This is a genomic window from Microbulbifer sp. ABF4_148 (genome assembly GCF_056158985.1).
The window spans coordinates 1,707,878-1,722,846 of record NZ_JBSWUI010000001.1 but is presented as its reverse complement, the minus strand read 5'-3'; the positions used below and the strand labels follow the sequence as shown (position 1 = coordinate 1,722,846).

At 57.0% G+C, this 14,969-nt stretch carries 16 protein-coding genes; 5 read left to right on the top strand and 11 right to left on the bottom strand.

Going from position 1 to position 14,969, the window contains the following annotated elements:
• The first annotated feature begins 97 nt into the window (after positions 1-97).
• Positions 98-1,756 (top strand): acyl-CoA dehydrogenase family protein, encoded by a 1,659-nt coding sequence (locus tag ACXAD0_RS07405; RefSeq protein WP_475087733.1) that lies wholly within the window; start codon positions 98-100, stop codon positions 1,754-1,756.
• Positions 1,757-1,796: 40 nt separating this feature from the next.
• On the opposite strand, the gene ACXAD0_RS07400 is transcribed toward ACXAD0_RS07405, so the two are convergent.
• From ACXAD0_RS07400 to ACXAD0_RS07355, 10 genes are all read right to left on the bottom strand, one after another.
• Positions 1,797-2,183, bottom strand: a complete 387-nt coding sequence (locus ACXAD0_RS07400; RefSeq protein ID WP_475087732.1) for a cupin domain-containing protein — start codon at positions 2,181-2,183, stop codon at positions 1,797-1,799.
• A 96-nt stretch (positions 2,184-2,279) separates the two neighbouring features.
• Complete coding sequence (locus ACXAD0_RS07395) at positions 2,280-2,876, bottom strand: cytochrome b (RefSeq protein WP_475087731.1); 597 nt, start codon at positions 2,874-2,876, stop codon at positions 2,280-2,282.
• An 83-nt stretch (positions 2,877-2,959) separates the two neighbouring features.
• Positions 2,960-3,799 carry a class I SAM-dependent methyltransferase gene (locus ACXAD0_RS07390; protein WP_475087730.1) on the bottom strand — a complete coding sequence of 280 codons (840 nt, stop codon included), beginning with the start codon at positions 3,797-3,799 and terminating at the stop codon, positions 2,960-2,962.
• A gap of 138 nt (positions 3,800-3,937) precedes the next feature.
• Positions 3,938-4,714 carry an SDR family NAD(P)-dependent oxidoreductase gene (locus ACXAD0_RS07385; protein WP_475087729.1) on the bottom strand — a complete coding sequence of 259 codons (777 nt, stop codon included), beginning with the start codon at positions 4,712-4,714 and terminating at the stop codon, positions 3,938-3,940.
• A gap of 21 nt (positions 4,715-4,735) precedes the next feature.
• Positions 4,736-6,733, bottom strand: a complete 1,998-nt coding sequence (locus tag ACXAD0_RS07380; RefSeq protein ID WP_475087728.1) for an aminotransferase class I/II-fold pyridoxal phosphate-dependent enzyme — start codon at positions 6,731-6,733, stop codon at positions 4,736-4,738.
• Between the two features lie 129 nt (positions 6,734-6,862).
• Positions 6,863-7,267 (bottom strand): NUDIX hydrolase, encoded by a 405-nt coding sequence (locus ACXAD0_RS07375; RefSeq protein ID WP_475087727.1) that lies wholly within the window; start codon positions 7,265-7,267, stop codon positions 6,863-6,865.
• An 85-nt stretch (positions 7,268-7,352) separates the two neighbouring features.
• On the bottom strand, positions 7,353-8,369 hold the full coding sequence (locus ACXAD0_RS07370; protein WP_475087726.1) for a phospholipase A: 1,017 nt from the start codon (positions 8,367-8,369) through the stop codon (positions 7,353-7,355).
• Between the two features lie 150 nt (positions 8,370-8,519).
• A complete protein-coding gene (locus ACXAD0_RS07365) occupies positions 8,520-9,248 on the bottom strand; it encodes a hypothetical protein (RefSeq protein ID WP_475087725.1) in 729 nt (242 codons plus the stop codon).
• A 386-nt stretch (positions 9,249-9,634) separates the two neighbouring features.
• Positions 9,635-10,147, bottom strand: a complete 513-nt coding sequence (locus tag ACXAD0_RS07360; RefSeq protein WP_475087724.1) for an N-acetyltransferase family protein — start codon at positions 10,145-10,147, stop codon at positions 9,635-9,637.
• 57 nt (positions 10,148-10,204) lie between these two features.
• Positions 10,205-10,378, bottom strand: a complete 174-nt coding sequence (locus ACXAD0_RS07355) for a hypothetical protein (RefSeq protein WP_475087723.1) — start codon at positions 10,376-10,378, stop codon at positions 10,205-10,207.
• Positions 10,379-10,683: 305 nt separating this feature from the next.
• Here ACXAD0_RS07355 and can point away from each other — a divergent pair, with 305 nt between their 5' ends.
• The 4 genes from can (at position 10,684) to ACXAD0_RS07335 (ending at position 14,656) form a co-directional block, all read left to right on the top strand.
• Positions 10,684-11,340, top strand: a complete 657-nt coding sequence (gene can, locus ACXAD0_RS07350; protein ID WP_475090332.1) for a carbonate dehydratase — start codon at positions 10,684-10,686, stop codon at positions 11,338-11,340.
• Between the two features lie 117 nt (positions 11,341-11,457).
• Positions 11,458-13,119 carry an FAD-dependent oxidoreductase gene (locus ACXAD0_RS07345; protein WP_475087722.1) on the top strand — a complete coding sequence of 554 codons (1,662 nt, stop codon included), beginning with the start codon at positions 11,458-11,460 and terminating at the stop codon, positions 13,117-13,119.
• Positions 13,120-13,259: 140 nt separating this feature from the next.
• Positions 13,260-13,775 carry a flavin reductase family protein gene (locus ACXAD0_RS07340; protein ID WP_475087721.1) on the top strand — a complete coding sequence of 172 codons (516 nt, stop codon included), beginning with the start codon at positions 13,260-13,262 and terminating at the stop codon, positions 13,773-13,775.
• Positions 13,776-13,888: 113 nt separating this feature from the next.
• Entirely contained in the window at positions 13,889-14,656 is a 768-nt protein-coding gene (locus tag ACXAD0_RS07335; RefSeq protein WP_475087720.1) for a glycerophosphodiester phosphodiesterase, read from the top strand.
• 1 nt (position 14,657) lies between these two features.
• On the opposite strand, the gene ACXAD0_RS07330 is transcribed toward ACXAD0_RS07335, so the two are convergent.
• Complete coding sequence (locus ACXAD0_RS07330) at positions 14,658-14,966, bottom strand: YciI family protein (RefSeq protein ID WP_475087719.1); 309 nt, start codon at positions 14,964-14,966, stop codon at positions 14,658-14,660.
• Positions 14,967-14,969 lie beyond the last annotated feature (3 nt).

The window sequence follows — 14,969 nt, the reverse complement described above, 5'->3', positions numbered from 1 at the left end:
ATGTATTTTCCATTCGCACCATCAGCAGCTAAATTGGGAAGGCCAATGACTGACGCACAGGGCTGTGCGACTTCGCCACACCTGCTCCGGGGGCAATATGGATTTCACGCCAAGCGATGACGGGACCCATTCAGTAGAGAACCAGGTGCCAAGGCTCCAGGGCCACAACCTGTATGAAGACGACACCGCTTTGCGGGAAGCCGTGCAGCGCTATGGCGGGCACTGGGCCGAAAACGATCTGCAGCGTTATGGGGAAGTGTGTGGCCGCCCGGAAATGATCGAGCGCGGTTTCCTCGCCAACCGTTACAAGCCCGAATTGGAAAGCCATGACCGTTGCGGCCGACGGATCGACCTGGTGCACTACCACCCCAGTTATCACCAACTCATGAATCTGGCATTGGGTGAAGGCCTGCACGTCAGCCCCTGGACCGCGCCACAGCGCGGTGCACATGTGGCACGCGCAGCCAAATACTTCCTGCACTCCCAGCTCGAGTCCGGGCATTGCTGTCCGGTAACCATGACGTTCGCGTGTGTACCAACACTGCAGAAGAACAAGACCCTGGCCGCCCAGTGGCTACCCAAGATTACCGAACAGGCATACGACTACAGCAACCGTCCCTACTCCGAAAAACCCGCGCTCACAATAGGCATGGGCATGACGGAGAAACAGGGAGGATCGGATGTACGCAGCAACAGCACCCAGGCAATTCCCATGGGCGGGACGGAGACAGACTGTTACCTGATTCGCGGCCACAAGTGGTTCCTGTCTGCGCCGATGTGCGATGCCTTCCTGATGCTGGCACAGGCACCGGAAGGGCTGAGTTGCTTTCTGGTGCCCCGCTGGCGCCCGGATGGCAGTAAAAATGCGATGGAAATACAGCGTCTCAAAAACAAGGCGGGCAATGTATCGAATGCCTCATCCGAGGTGGAGTTGCGCAACGCCTTTGGCTGGCGAGTTGGGGATGAAGGGACCGGCGTCAAAACCATTATCGAGATGGTGGCACTCACCCGCTTTGACTGTATGATCGGCTCCGCCGCGGCCCAGCGTCAGGCTACCCTGCAGGCCATTCATCACGCCCTCCACCGCCGTGCCTTTGGCAAACCCCTGATTTCCCAACACCTCATGCAAAATGTGCTGGCCGACCTGCAACTGGAGGTAGAGGGTTCGCTGGCGCTGAGCATGCGTATAGCGCAGGCGCTGGATCATCAGGACGAGCAGCGCCAACGTCACCTGTTGCGGCTGGGGGCAGCGATCGGCAAGTTCTGGATCTGCAAGCGCACACCTGCCCACAATTACGAGGCGATGGAATGTCTCGGCGGCAATGGCCTGATCGAGGACTTCATTACGGCGCGACTCTATCGGGATGCGCCCGTCAACGCGATTTGGGAAGGATCGGGCAATATCCAGGCGCTCGATATCTTGCGTGCCATCCAAAGGGAGCCCGAAGCACTCAGCTGCTGGCTGGATGAACTGGAACAAAGTGCCGGTAGTGACCTCTGCTACGACCGGGCCCTCACCCATCTGAAGGCGGAACTGAACAAACCCAACGACTTCGAATATCGGGCCCGCGACCTGGCGGAACAACTGGCGCTGACCATGCAGGCCCACTTACTGATACAGGGCAGCCCCGAACCGGTTGCCAGCGGCTTTATTCAATCACGCCTGCACCGTCACAACAGCCACGGGTATGGATCCCTTCCTACCGGGGTCGACGTGGAGCTACTGATTCACCGCGGAGCCGCTGATGAAAAATAATGCGCTCAGATGAAACGGACGGAAAAGCAGAAGACATCCCTCAAGCGTCAGTGATTTCAGCTTCGATCTCTTCGTAAGCGTCCGGGAGGAATCGCGGTGAGCAAATCGCCAGAAACAACAGGTCTGTCTGACCGAGATTGGTGATCCGCTGCGGACAGGATGCCGGTATCACGACTACATCACCAGAAGAGACTTCTGTCGCGGGCATGCCCTCGACTTCAACCCTGCCCTCACCGGACAAGATATAGTAGCGTTCTACCGTATCCCGCACGCGATGCCATCGTGTGGTTACGCCCGGTTCGACGCGCGCCCTGGCAATAGAAACATCCGGGTCATCCTCTGAATTCGACACTTCGATAATGTGACATTGCTCTGAGGTCCAGAATTCGCTATCTAGCTCCTGACGTTTGATGCAGGCCTTAACCATTTTCTTATCCAAGATAACAACGTGGGATTGTACTCAAGCACAAGTGAATCCGGTTGTGAAGGGAATTGGTCAAGACCAAACAGCTGATGCTGAAAACTACCCTTGACGGCTACCGGTCGTCATCTTGGCCAAGGTCCTGTCACCAACAATATAGTGGTGATACAGCGCCGCGGATGAATGACCCAGTATCAACATCCAGGCGACCCACTCACCCAGAATGTTCTTGTGGACATAATCCATCCCCTTTTCAAATTCTTCAAAACTCATCCCCATTCCGTTGTGCACGACGCTTTCAAATACCCTGGTATCTTCGAATTTTGGAATATCAAATAAGAAAAAGTATTCGGTACTGACACCTGTGCCCAGGTAGCCGGTAAGTGGCATGATGATCATAATGGCATACAACGCATAATGACCGGAGTGGGTAACCACCTGCTGCCATCGCGGGCCCGGCTCCAATGCCGGATATCGATTGGTTAGCCGCCAAAACACACGCAGAAAAACCAGGACGGCAATGGTAATCCCAACAGACAAATGCAGCTGCAGAGCAGTCCAGTTTGCCGGTGTTTCCTTCTCGGTAAACCACTGGCGATAATACACAGAGAGGTAAGAGCAAAGAAACAAAATGGCAACCGACCAGTGCAGCCACTTGGCAACCCTGCCGTAGTCATTACTGTTACTGCTTGCTGTCATATGGTCTCCCGGGAGTACTTGTGTTCACCATCGTGCCTACTGCAGACCAGTGGAAAGAGACCACTTCACTCAACCCCATCGGGTCAGTGATGCTGCAGCAGATAGCAGTCTTCTTCCAACACTTGCGCTGGATCTGTGAGACGCCGCTCCGCAGCAAACTGCATGGCCAATTCATAGTAATTTTTGTGTTCCACTAGTTTGTAGAAGTTCAGAGTCTGGTAAAAGTTTACCGGCAGAGCCGTCGGTTCAAAGTCCGGATCAGAAAACGCTTTCCTGAAATAGCGCACCAGTTCCTGATAGGCCACCTTACGGGATTCCTCCGGCCTGAAAGACATGGCCGCGATCAGATCGCCATTCTTTTGCAACTTTCCCAGGCCTGCAAACAGGGCGACGACCGCGGTCAGCGGCAGGTAGAAAATGAGCCCTTCCATCAAGACGAAAGAAGGTCTTCCATTCAGCCACACGCTGAGTTGTTTCAGAAGCACCTTGATCGATTCCACACAGGACAGGTTCGCACTCAAGAACGAAATCGATCTCTGAGGAAGCTTGCCACTTTTCTGATAATCCTCAATTCTCTGCCGTTTATGCCGGGACATATTCGGCAGATCCACTTCACAGACCGGCATGTCCCGATCGAGCAGGTGGGCATAATTGGTGAACCCTGCACCGAGATTTATCAATACGCCATCAGGTTCTCTTACCAGGAATTCTTCGAGCAGTTCAAGAAAGTAGCGATGCCGAAGACAATGCACAAATGGCTCTGAAGACAGCGTCTCTTCACAGTGTACCCGCGTTGCGGACCGGACCCCGTCTGTCACCCATAAATCCGCAAAGCGATCCCGGCTCAGCAGGGTGTCAGATGCCCGAAAGCCATTCCACAGGAAAGCGGTGTCGTCTAATTCACTACTATCGAGCCAATGCATCGCCTGCCCCTCCCAGCTGCCCTCTCAGCGACATTCAACAGGAAATCAGTCAGCGGGCGTGACAGCCCGCCAGAAGTATAGAAAGGTTTCAGAGAGGCGAGACCTGCCTCAGAGATCACTCGGCGGCTGAGTGATGCGCTACCAGGGCAGGATGGAACCATCCCAGAAAAGCAGCTTGCCATTCCTTGCCGTATCCATCGTGTCGAGCACGTCGACAATACGAGCGGCACTTAACTGCGGGCTGTAGAGTTTGTCTTCCGCGATATTCTGCTGAAAAGGTTTGGACAGGGCGGTATCCGTCGTTCCCGGGTGGATGGCAAACACGGCACATGCTGCGAGCTTGCGCTGCCATTCAATCGACAGGTTTTTGACCAGCATATTCAGCGCCGCTTTGCTCATCCGATAGCTGTACCAGCCGCCCAGGCCATTGTCTTCAATGCTGCCTACTTTGGCGGACAATGACGCCCATGCCAGTTTCGTCTTCTTTTTGAGCAGTGGCGCCAACGCACGGGCCAGGTGCATATGCGGCAGGACATTAACGCGCATGGATTCCAGCAGCCATTCATCGGAACACTGTCCAATCGCCTTTTCCGGCCCATGTTGCTGGTCATGCAGGATACCGCAACAATTGATAACCCAGAGTCCCAGCGCCTGCGGCCGCGCCTCTCCCGCCTGGGTGAGATGTGCAGCGAGGAAACTCCCGACCTCGGCAATAGAAGCCTCTGCGCCGAGATCCGTCTGTAACGTTGCAGTAAAAACCGGGTTATCCACAGCGGCCCGGCTGATCCCCACAAGCGCAGCTGCCGGGTGACGGGACCTGATTTCTTCGGAAATGGCTGCGGCAAGACCGCCTGACGCGCCGGCGACGACAACAATATCCGGAGTTCCAATCGGTTGTGCATCTGCGTCAGTCATGAACTGTCCATTGTCCATCAATCAGGAAGCGGCCTTGCGGGGCGGTCGACGACGCACCGCACGCGATAGCACCGGCATGGCAATATCCTGCTTCACCACCCTGAGCATCGGTTCGTCGGATCGATAAATCAGGCCATGGATCTCGGTGGCATTCTGGCCCTGCAACAGCTGTTGAAGGAACTGCACAATTTCCGCCGATATCTCCTGGCCGGGCACCAGCACCGGAATCCCCGGTGGGTAAGGGACAATTTCATCCGCGCTGATACGTCCCACGAGATGCTTCTCCGCAAGAATTCCATTGTCCATCAGCGGCAACTCCTCTGCCGGGGCGAAGTATGCGTCCGCCGGTAAGGTGCTCAGCCGGGTAAATTCTGGCAGCCGGCGTGCGGCGGGCAGGTGCTGGCGCCGGCGATTGGTCAGGGCCAGCTGTTTCAGCGCATGCACCAGACGCAGTAACTTGCTCTCCGTGCTGCCCAGCGTGACCAGGATACTCACGGTGTTATACGTGGTTTTTTCAACCTGGATGCCGTACTGGTCAAACAATTTGATCTGGATTTCCTTTCCGGTGTAGCCGCTTCGGGAAAGGTCGATGGTCAGCTTGGTCGGATCGAGGCGAATCCCGTCACCCGCCAACGGAGGTGGCGTCAGCTCTTCGGTGGTCAGGGCGCGAAACACCTCCGTTTCATCCACGGCGGCGCGTAACTTTTCTACCACCTGCAGACACTGCTTCAGCCTGCCATAGCCTTCCATCGCCATCTGTTTGCGCGCCACATCGAGGCTCGCGATCATCGCGTACTGCGGGCTGGTAGAAGCGTGCATATTGAGATTTTCGCGGAAGCGGAACTCGTCGAAGTCCGGGTCCTGCACATGGACCATGCTCGCCTGCGAAAACGCCGAGAGCATCTTGTGGCTACTTTGAGTCACATAGTCGGCACCACACTCCAGTGCCGTTGGGCGCAGCGATGGATGAAAGTAGCCGTGGGCATACCAGGCTTCGTCGACCAGGACCTTGATGCCCTGCGCATGGGCATAGTCAATGATCGGCTTGAGATCGTAACGCAAACCATCGTAGGTACAGGAAGTGAGCACCAGCAAGCGTGCGTCGCGGTGCGCATCGAGTGCACATTCGATATCGGCCCGGCGTACCGGGCCATAAATACCAAACTCGGGGTGCAGCACACAGCGGAGATAGACTGGCTGGCAGCGGTTCATCACGATGCCATGATGAATGGATTTGTGACACGCCTGATCCACAATGATCTTGCCGCCACCACCCAGGATTTGCTGGATCACAACTTTGTTTGCGGTGGACGTACCATTGGTCAGGAAGAAGGTTTGCCGGGCGCCGAAAGTGCGTGCAGCGAGGTCCTGGGCCTCCTGAATCACCGAATGCGGTTCGAGCAGGCTGTCCAGCACCTGAACCGACACAGACAGGTCGGTATTGAACACGTGTTCGCCCATAAACCGATAAAAATCCCCCACCCATGGACTGTCGCGCAAACTGTCGCCACCGGAGTGGCCGGGCGTGTGCCAGGCGTCGCGGGCGCTAAAAACATAGGTTTTGAGGGTATCTGCAAATGGCGTCGAGGCTCGCCGTGCGATGAACGATTGCACCAGCCGGAACACCTGATTGAAATTGCGCTCACGGCGGTTAAAGAGTTCATCAAATCGCTGTCGGGAGGAGTCAGTCAGCGCGCAATTCTGTGCCAGGAGAAAGGTATTGACTTGCGAACGCGAGGCGAAGCAACGGTCAGCCAGTTCTTCCGCGACCGCCAGCCCCTGGGGCTCCGCCCCCGCATCGATCAATAGGGCCTGCAGTTTGTCTTCCTCTTCGAGCAGCCGATCCACGCGCGCCGGCGCTTCGGCCATAAAGCGCAGGCCGTAAGGATTTTCATGCAACGCCGCGGTGTTGTTCAGCGCCGTAACCCAACCCTCGGACAACTCGCGGTCACTGCTGACCAGCGCCACCCGGCACTCCAGTGGCTGACTGCGTTCACTGAGATTGCCGAGATCGGGCATCTGCGTTACCACACTTATACGCTCTCTTTTCAGCATAGCCCGCACCGGCGCATTCATTCGCCCACGGGCTAACTAAGTCACTGATAACACTTGGATTTCAGTCGAGGGGAGAATTGTGCTCAAGAAAACCTAAAACTTGGCACTGTGGACCTGCCCATTAAACTCCAGGCAATCCACAACCCGCTGACGCTGCACAGGGGATAGCGCGTCAAGGGGGAAGTAGCGGTAGTCAGAATGTTCTTCGGAAAGTTGGATTTGGTCGTCGCCGATAAAATGGGCGCGAAAAATAAAGACATGGGAACAATACACACGGTGGAAATAAATGCCACTCAGGTAATCGATCGCGACATCGCAACCGAGCTCCTCGCGACATTCCCTCAGCAGCGCTTCATGCACCGTTTCACCAACATCAAGCGCGCCGCCGGGTAGTCCCCAGTTCCGATCGGCGTAGGTTGCCCGAACCTGTAGGACTTCATTGTCTCCGTTGGTAATCACCGCATGGGCACTGAGCCGATAAGTGTCATCGAATCCCATAGCCTTTCTCCGGCGCGCGCTTCCTCTGCATCATGGGTTCAAGATAGCACGGCACTCTGAACAGGAGAAATGGGAGGAGGCCTGCTCAGAAACCCTGGGCGAGTTCTACCCCAAGGCCAACGCTGCGCTGACGCAGGTTGTAGTCCACCAGCGTCTCGCCATAGCCATCAAAGTAACGCAGGAAACCCCGCACTCTCTGCCCCACAGGAAAACTGAAGTTCAGCTCAAAAGCACCCCGGTTATCCGAGCGGAAGTTATTTCGCAGGCCCATCGTCAAACCAAAACCATGACTGCGGTAGCCGGTCTCCAGCTGGAAGTTCCCCATGTAATAGCCAATGTCGCGGTCATTCTCACGCCCATGTCGACGCGGCAGCTTGTACCAGGGTTTTATCGATAAAAACAGCGCATCGCGCTCGAAGGTAAAGTTGGCAAACAGCCGATTCCATCCTCGCGAGTACTCGTCACCGCGGCCGTTGGATTGATGATTGATGCCCAACTGGCTGACAACGCATTGAAAACCAAATAACTCCCAGTCACTTAACCAGGTCAGTAATATTTCGGGTTCATGGATACTTTCGCGAAAAGGGCCAGAGCGGCTATAGGCTTGCCAGAAACTGCGATTGGTATATGCGAGACTCACGAAGGAGCCCTCCCCTACCGGGTTACTCCACACGGGCACCTGCACAGAGAGCTGGAACTGCATTTCCAATGGTTTGTAACCATTTTCGCTGAAATACTCCGCTTGCGCGGTTTCCATTTCATCGTTGTAGGAAAAGGGCAAAAGGTAATTCGTCCGGTGTGAGGCCAGTGACAGGCGGTTGTCAGCCGCCTCTCTGACAGCGGCCACCCGGTCGCTGACAAAGGGGGATTGGGAATAGCCATCAACCCGCGGGCGCTCCTGTTCCGCAGATGCGCCCGCCGGTCCGCTATCCTCGGTGGCGTTTGCATCATTCCCGGAAGAGTAAGAGCTGGAACCAACGCAATGCTCACACTCGACAGCGGGTGTTGCCACATCTGGCCGTACGGACGCGCACCCCGACAGGGCGACAATCAACAGGCCCAACACCGCGGGAAAATATTCACACAAAGGGGAACGCTGCACGACTTTTCCTCCCTGTCGAAACGAGCATACCCATCCAAGTTAGCAGCCCCGAAGGGGGGAGCCGCGCGGATGGCGGCTACAGAGCCCTATTGATTCTCAACAGGAGAGAGGAGCGCCCGGTGGGACGCAAAAGATTCAGAAATGATTCAATCAGGTCAGTAAAAGGTTGGCGGTTTGATCGCCCCACTCCAGGTCGCGCAGACGCACTTGCCACAACCTGCCAGTACTGGAAGGCCAGTCATACCCCACCAGTAAACCGCGCGGATCCACATAACAATGCGCGTCCCGTTCTGCTTCGTCGCCCTGGTAGTAAAAGCCGCGCACATCCTCACCCAGTTCCTGCGCGCGCTTCAGGGCGGCCGCACCGGACATTGAGCGCGCAGTGCGATGGCTGACACGCGGTGCGAGTAGCTTGCCTCGCTGGGAAGGATCGACAATGTCGGGGGAAACCACTTCCATGCCTTCTTCACGATCGGCGAGCTTGAGGAGCAATGGCCCCATAAAAATACGCATCAGAGGAAATAAAAGACGGGCCTGCCCATTCAGCACCGATTGCTGCGGGCCATTGGGACCACACCAGTCGGCGTGAATATCAGCGCCATAGACGGGTGTCTCCCCATGTTCTCCACCAAGGCGATAGGTCGCGGAGACTTCATCCACCTCATCCCGCCAGGTCACATGGCATTCTGTGACAATGCCATCACTCAGGGCCGCACCGACCTGTAAACCGAAACGGTCTGCACCGACGAGGCGCTGGCTCAACAGGATGCGGCGGCCATCGGCGTCGTCACCCAGCTGCCATAAATCCTGCACGGGCATCTCTCGACCGTCGCAGCTGTAATGAAAACGTCCCTGAGCCAGAGTGGTACAGAGTTTCATGTGGACTTCCTCCCTGTCCTGAGCATGCACAACCTTGTGACAAGCTGGGGTCGGAACTGCCTGACTCTCAAATCGCAACAACCGGCACGGCTATACCAGTCGCCGCGTGGATAACCTGAACATCATTCGTTCATATCGCGCTCAGGAGACCCCACCTGCATGCACCAATAAGGCGCAGGTCAGTCCGCGATTTTTCTTACAGCAATGGGAAAGCAGCTCTTCCAGAACACCCTGGCGGCAAGCGGCCGGCACTCCTTGTGCCGAAAATGGCCGATTGAGAAAAACAGCACGGAAAATTGGCTGGGAGAATCAGGATTTTTCTAAACCCTGTAAAAAGTATTACACACGGGAAAAACTATGCGCCGAAATTGGCGTGCGATCGGACGTCAAAGATATCGCTGCCAGAATTCAGCCGCTCCCATTTTTTCGTCAAGTGTGTAGGGACGGAAACCACATTTGCGGTAAACCGACCGGGCGGGATGATTGCCTTCGAGCACTTCCAGGGTGAGCTTGCAACATCCCCGGGAACGCGCTTCTTCGGCAACCCGTTCAAACATACGGGTGCACACGCCTGCACCGCGCATGGAAGCACTCACAACCACATCATGAATATTGACCAGCGGCGCACACAGGAAGGTGGAAAAACCGGTAAAACAGTTGACCAAACCAATCGCTCGCGACTCTGCACCCTGCGAGTACGCAAGCACGCTGAACGCGCCGGGTACTTCGGCCAGTCGTGCGACCAGATGCTCGCGTGTGTGTTGCGGCAGTGGTTCACCCCCGCCGTAGGGGTCGCGCGCATATTCATCCATCAAGGCCACGATATCCTGCCCCTGCTGCGGATCCCGGTAATCCGCCAGGCGACACACAACCGGCAAGTCCTGTACTTCGCTATTCATTCATTACTCGATGCAGTCGTCATTTGTTAACCCAACAGGCACGGGAAGAGGCCGACACTACTCCACCGGTCCCTCGACGGTCTCGATATTGGCAAACATCCGTCGGTACGCATGCAATCGGCCACGCTGGGCCCACAGCCGGCGAACACGCTGGCGGTGTCGGCAGGCAGGCGTTGCGTGATAGGTACGGCGGCGACGCCGCGAGGACGCGCGATGAATTCGCCTGGCCATCCGAATCCCTCCTTATGGCTTGACCGGCCCGTGACCTGGATAGATCAGGGGCAATACGGCCTTGGAAAGGCGCTAGTGTAGCAGGGCCCCCCGGAGGCACGTCCAGCCCACCGGGGCCCCGGCAGAATGCCCGTGCGGACGGCCAAATCCACCTATCCGCGTTGGCACTGGTCTACTTTAAGCTTATTCCCCAAATGACGTGGGGTCTTGGCCAGCAAACGCGAAGCCGGTATCCTGCCCGACTGCCAGACCAAATGGTCACAGATCAACCAGAGAACATTGGAAGGACGCCCGTGGGAGATACGTTGCACCCGCTCAAACAACTCATTAACAATAACCGCGATTGGTCCGACAACACCAATGCCGAGCGGCCCGATTTCTTCCAGAAGCTATCTGAGCAGCAGTCTCCGGAGTATCTGTGGATTGGCTGCGCCGACAGTCGTGTGCCGGCCAACCAGATTGTGGGCCTGATGCCCGGTGAGCTGTTCGTTCACCGCAATGTCGCCAATGTGGTGGTGCACACCGATCTGAACTGCCTGTCGGTACTCCAGTATGCGGTCGAGGCACTCAAGGTAAAACACATTATCGTCTGTGGACATTACGGTTGCGGTGGGGTTCAGGCGGCCCTGGAAAATACCCAGCTCGGCCTGATCAACAACTGGTTGCGCCACATTCAGGATATCCGCGACAAACACCACACCCTGATCGAGCTGTTCAAGCAGAAAGACCGTGTCGATCTGCTGTGCGAACTGAACGTACTGGAGCAAGTGGTACACGTTTGCCAGAGCACTGTGGTTCACGATGCCTGGCAACGGGGCCAGGAACTGTCGGTTACCGGCTGGATCTATGGCCTGCGCGACGGCCTGATTCACGATCTCGGCATCAATATCTCCGATCCAAAGAACCTGTCCGAGGTGTACCACAGCGCCCTGACCAGCATTGCCCAGCGCGACAACGAATAACGAAGACTTGCCGGGCAAATTTCCTTACACTGCGCCCCGTTCTAGGTGGAGCGGCTGGCGCTGATCGACGCGCAAACCTCTTCGTTTTATTCGCGCCAACCGGTGTAAGGGGAGTCAATGGACGCGTATCGTGTGTGGGAATGCCAGATTTGTGGCTGGATTTATGATGAATCCAGGGGTTGGCCTGACGATGGCATTGCCCCCGGCACTCGCTGGGAAGACATACCCGACGACTGGGCCTGTCCCGAATGCGGCGCGGCAAAAGAAGATTTTGTCATGCTGGAGATCACCCCGGCGGCAAAGTCCCCTCAGACACAGGCCGCGGACGCGCCCACACCAACCCCAACCACTTCTGCACCGGCACAGCCATCTGCACCCGCCTCCCGTATTTGGGAATGCATGGTGTGCGGCTGGGTCTACGACGAGGCCAAAGGGTGGCCGGAAGACGGTATCGCGCCCGGCACTCGCTGGGAAGATATCCCGGAAGACTGGTGTTGCCCGCAGTGTGGTGTCGGCAAAGAAGAATTCGACATGGTACTGGTGTCAGAAGGTGGCGCCGAAACCACGGAAGAGCCCGTAGTAACCCCATCGATCGACACCGAAGCGGCCCCGCTGGTTATCATCGGCACTGGCCTCGCGGGCTATAACCTGGCCCGGGAATTCCGCAAGCTGGACCAACAGACCCCCCTGGTCATGATCACCAGCGATGACGGTGGATACTATTCCAAACCGCTGCTGTCGGCGTCTCTCGCACATGGTAAAAGCGCCCAGCAACTGGCAACGGCCAGTGCGGAAGAAATGGCGCGTGAGCTACACGCAGAAATCTATATACACACCCATATCAATGATATCGACCCGGCCAGCCATACCCTGACACTGGTGCCAGACAATGGCAGTCACGCGTCGACGCTGGTCTACGGCAAGCTGGTGCTGGCCACGGGCGCCAGTTGCCGCCCACTGCCAGCCATCGACGGAGACGGCCTGGCGCGTATCAAACGCATCAACAACCTGTCCGATTACCATGGATTCCGCACGGCACTGATCAATCGCCGTCGCGTGCTGCTGCTGGGCGCCGGACTGATCGGATGCGAATTTGCCAATGACCTTGTGCAGTCCGGTTTCGACGTTGAAGTGGTCGATCCCCTCGCGTGGCCCCTGGCCACGTTACTGCCAGAACAGGCCGGACGCGACCTGCAGCGTGCACTCGAGTCTGCGGGAGCACGCTTCCATAGCGGCCGCTCTGTAGTCCGTATCGACTCTACTGGAACCGGTATTCGCGCCGAACTGGACGATGGCACGATCATCGATGCAGACCTTGGGCTTGCGGCGCTGGGCCTGCAGGCCAATACGCTACTGGCAGAAGCCGCCGGCCTGCGCGTCGAACGGGGCATTTGCACAGACCGCTATCTGCGCACCAGTGACGACAACATTTTTGCACTGGGAGACTGTGCTGAAGTGGATGGTCTGCAACTGTACTTTGTCGCCCCTCTCATGCAGGGCGCCCGTGCGCTGGCCCGCACTTTGAGCGGTGAACCGACGTCCGTGCAATATGGCTCCATGCCAGTGGCGGTCAAGACCACGCTGCGGCCCACCACCGTCTGCCCGCCCGCGCCAGGCGCCAGCGGCGACTGGCAGGTCCAGGCAGACAGCGATGGCGTGCGCGCTGAGTTCCGCGAGGCCGGTGGACAACTGCTGGGCTTTGCCCTCACGGGCAACCGCATCTCGCACCGTGACGATCTTGCCGGCGAATGCGCTCCACTGATGCGCGACAAAGACTGATTGCTTCCGGCCCCGTCAGTTTGGCTGGCGGGGCTTTACTGACCTGCCAGTTCTCTTTTGAGTGTAAAAACGCGCAATAGGCACTTATTTACCGTAGAATTGCCGGCAGTCACAAATTTGTACAGATTTTAGCCCGCAGTATGAGTTCACAACACAAAGCGCCCGCTTCCAATCCCGCCGAACTGGCTCGCGTTCTCCGCGATACCCTGGGCCATTTCGCGACCGGCGTTACCGTCGTCACGACCCGTGATGCCGGGGGAGCCCCTGTGGGCATGACGGTCAACAGCTTCAATTCCGTGTCGCTGGATCCGGCACTGATCCTGTGGAGCATCGACAAGCAATCCATGGGTTACGACGCCTTTACGGCCAAAGATGGCTTCTTCACGGTGCATATCCTCAAGGGTGACCAGCAACATATCTCCAACCTGTTTGCCGGTCGTGGCGCCGACAAGTTTGGGCAGGTGCGCTGGCATGAGGGCAGCAACCAGACCCCGCAGCTGGATGAGTGTGCGGCTTACTTCCATTGCCGTCTGCACCAGGCCGTCGAGGGTGGTGACCACACCATCCTGCTGGGAGAGGTGCTGGAATTTGAATCGACCGGTGGCGAGCCCCTGGTCTTCCATCGCGGTCGCTATCGGGCGCTTGCGGGCGAGTAGGAAGAAGCCTGCCAGACTCCGTAAAAAGTTTCTTAATTAGTGGTGCGGACGTCATGGTCACGTCATACTTCAACGGCAGCCTGTAACTGGTTTTTTAATTAAGTCAGTTGACTATGCAGACAACCGGCCCCCTCTTCTGCTTCGCGCATCGCGGCTATCGCGAGAAAGCGACCGAGAACACCTTGCAAGCGATCGCGCATGCACTGGAGTTTGACGTTGACGGTATCGAAGTCGACATATGGAACGTCGGCGGCGAGCTATTGGTTCAACACGATCGTCGCCTGGGCCGGCTGATCGCCGGCAGCGAACTCATCACCGAACTTTGCCCCAAAGCCCTGCGGGAAAAACTACTGCCCTGCGGCGGCACCATTCCCACCCTGCGCGAAGTACTGGAACTGGTGCACAACCACTGCCAGCTCAATATTGAAATCAAGGGACCGGATTGCGCGGAATTGCTGATAAGGGAACTGACCGCCTTCGTCCACGACAACAATGCGTCCTGGGAGCAGTACCTGATTTCCTCCTTTGACCACCGTCAAATCTTTCAGTGCCTGCAAGCGTTGCCGCAGGTTCGACGGGGAGTTTTACTCGAAGGGATCCCTCTGGACCTGGCCGCCTGCGCAGAACCGCTAAAAGCCTATTCGATGCACTATGCGCTGGATTTTGTCGACGCGGAATTGATGGCAGACGCGCGCCGCCGCGGGTTGCGCAATTATGTCTTTACCGTCAACCGACCTGAAGATCTCGTGGTCGTTGCACGATTGGGCGCGGATGGCGTTTTCACCGACGACCTGCCTATCGTCATGGATTACAACGCTGCCAAAACCGCTGAGGTGCTGATGCCCGAAATGTCCACAATAGAGCAGCATCCGGAGCCCTGAGTCATTTCCAGCTCAAGCCGCCAATCCAGGTTCCAGCTGCGGGTATGAATTCCTGCCAGGAAACCTGTTCATAGAGACCCGCGAGATAGTAGGGATCCTCGTATAGCAGAGACTCCGCCTCGCGCAGAGAATTCGCAGAGTAGAAAAAGCCACTCGCGCTGTAACCCTCCTCACCCGGCTCCCTGAGAGGACCCGCGACGCGTACCTGATCCACAATCGCTTCAATGTACTCCAGGTGCGCCTGCAAATAATCGCGACGCAACGTGGCGGAGTCTGGCTTATCCCGGCAGATAGCAAAATATACAGGCATGAC

Coding starts and splice junctions, on each gene's coding strand:
- ACXAD0_RS07405 (WP_475087733.1), top strand. CDS start 98: ATGGATTTCACGCCAAGCGATGACGGGACCCATTCAGTAGAGAACCAG.
- ACXAD0_RS07400 (WP_475087732.1), bottom strand. CDS start 2,183: ATGGTTAAGGCCTGCATCAAACGTCAGGAGCTAGATAGCGAATTCTGG.
- ACXAD0_RS07395 (WP_475087731.1), bottom strand. CDS start 2,876: ATGACAGCAAGCAGTAACAGTAATGACTACGGCAGGGTTGCCAAGTGG.
- ACXAD0_RS07390 (WP_475087730.1), bottom strand. CDS start 3,799: ATGCATTGGCTCGATAGTAGTGAATTAGACGACACCGCTTTCCTGTGG.
- ACXAD0_RS07385 (WP_475087729.1), bottom strand. CDS start 4,714: ATGACTGACGCAGATGCACAACCGATTGGAACTCCGGATATTGTTGTC.
- ACXAD0_RS07380 (WP_475087728.1), bottom strand. CDS start 6,733: ATGCCCGATCTCGGCAATCTCAGTGAACGCAGTCAGCCACTGGAGTGC.
- ACXAD0_RS07375 (WP_475087727.1), bottom strand. CDS start 7,267: ATGGGATTCGATGACACTTATCGGCTCAGTGCCCATGCGGTGATTACC.
- ACXAD0_RS07365 (WP_475087725.1), bottom strand. CDS start 9,248: ATGAAACTCTGTACCACTCTGGCTCAGGGACGTTTTCATTACAGCTGC.
- ACXAD0_RS07360 (WP_475087724.1), bottom strand. CDS start 10,147: ATGAATAGCGAAGTACAGGACTTGCCGGTTGTGTGTCGCCTGGCGGAT.
- ACXAD0_RS07355 (WP_475087723.1), bottom strand. CDS start 10,378: ATGGCCAGGCGAATTCATCGCGCGTCCTCGCGGCGTCGCCGCCGTACC.
- ACXAD0_RS07345 (WP_475087722.1), top strand. CDS start 11,458: ATGGACGCGTATCGTGTGTGGGAATGCCAGATTTGTGGCTGGATTTAT.
- ACXAD0_RS07340 (WP_475087721.1), top strand. CDS start 13,260: ATGAGTTCACAACACAAAGCGCCCGCTTCCAATCCCGCCGAACTGGCT.
- ACXAD0_RS07335 (WP_475087720.1), top strand. CDS start 13,889: ATGCAGACAACCGGCCCCCTCTTCTGCTTCGCGCATCGCGGCTATCGC.
- ACXAD0_RS07330 (WP_475087719.1), bottom strand. CDS start 14,966: ATGCCTGTATATTTTGCTATCTGCCGGGATAAGCCAGACTCCGCCACG.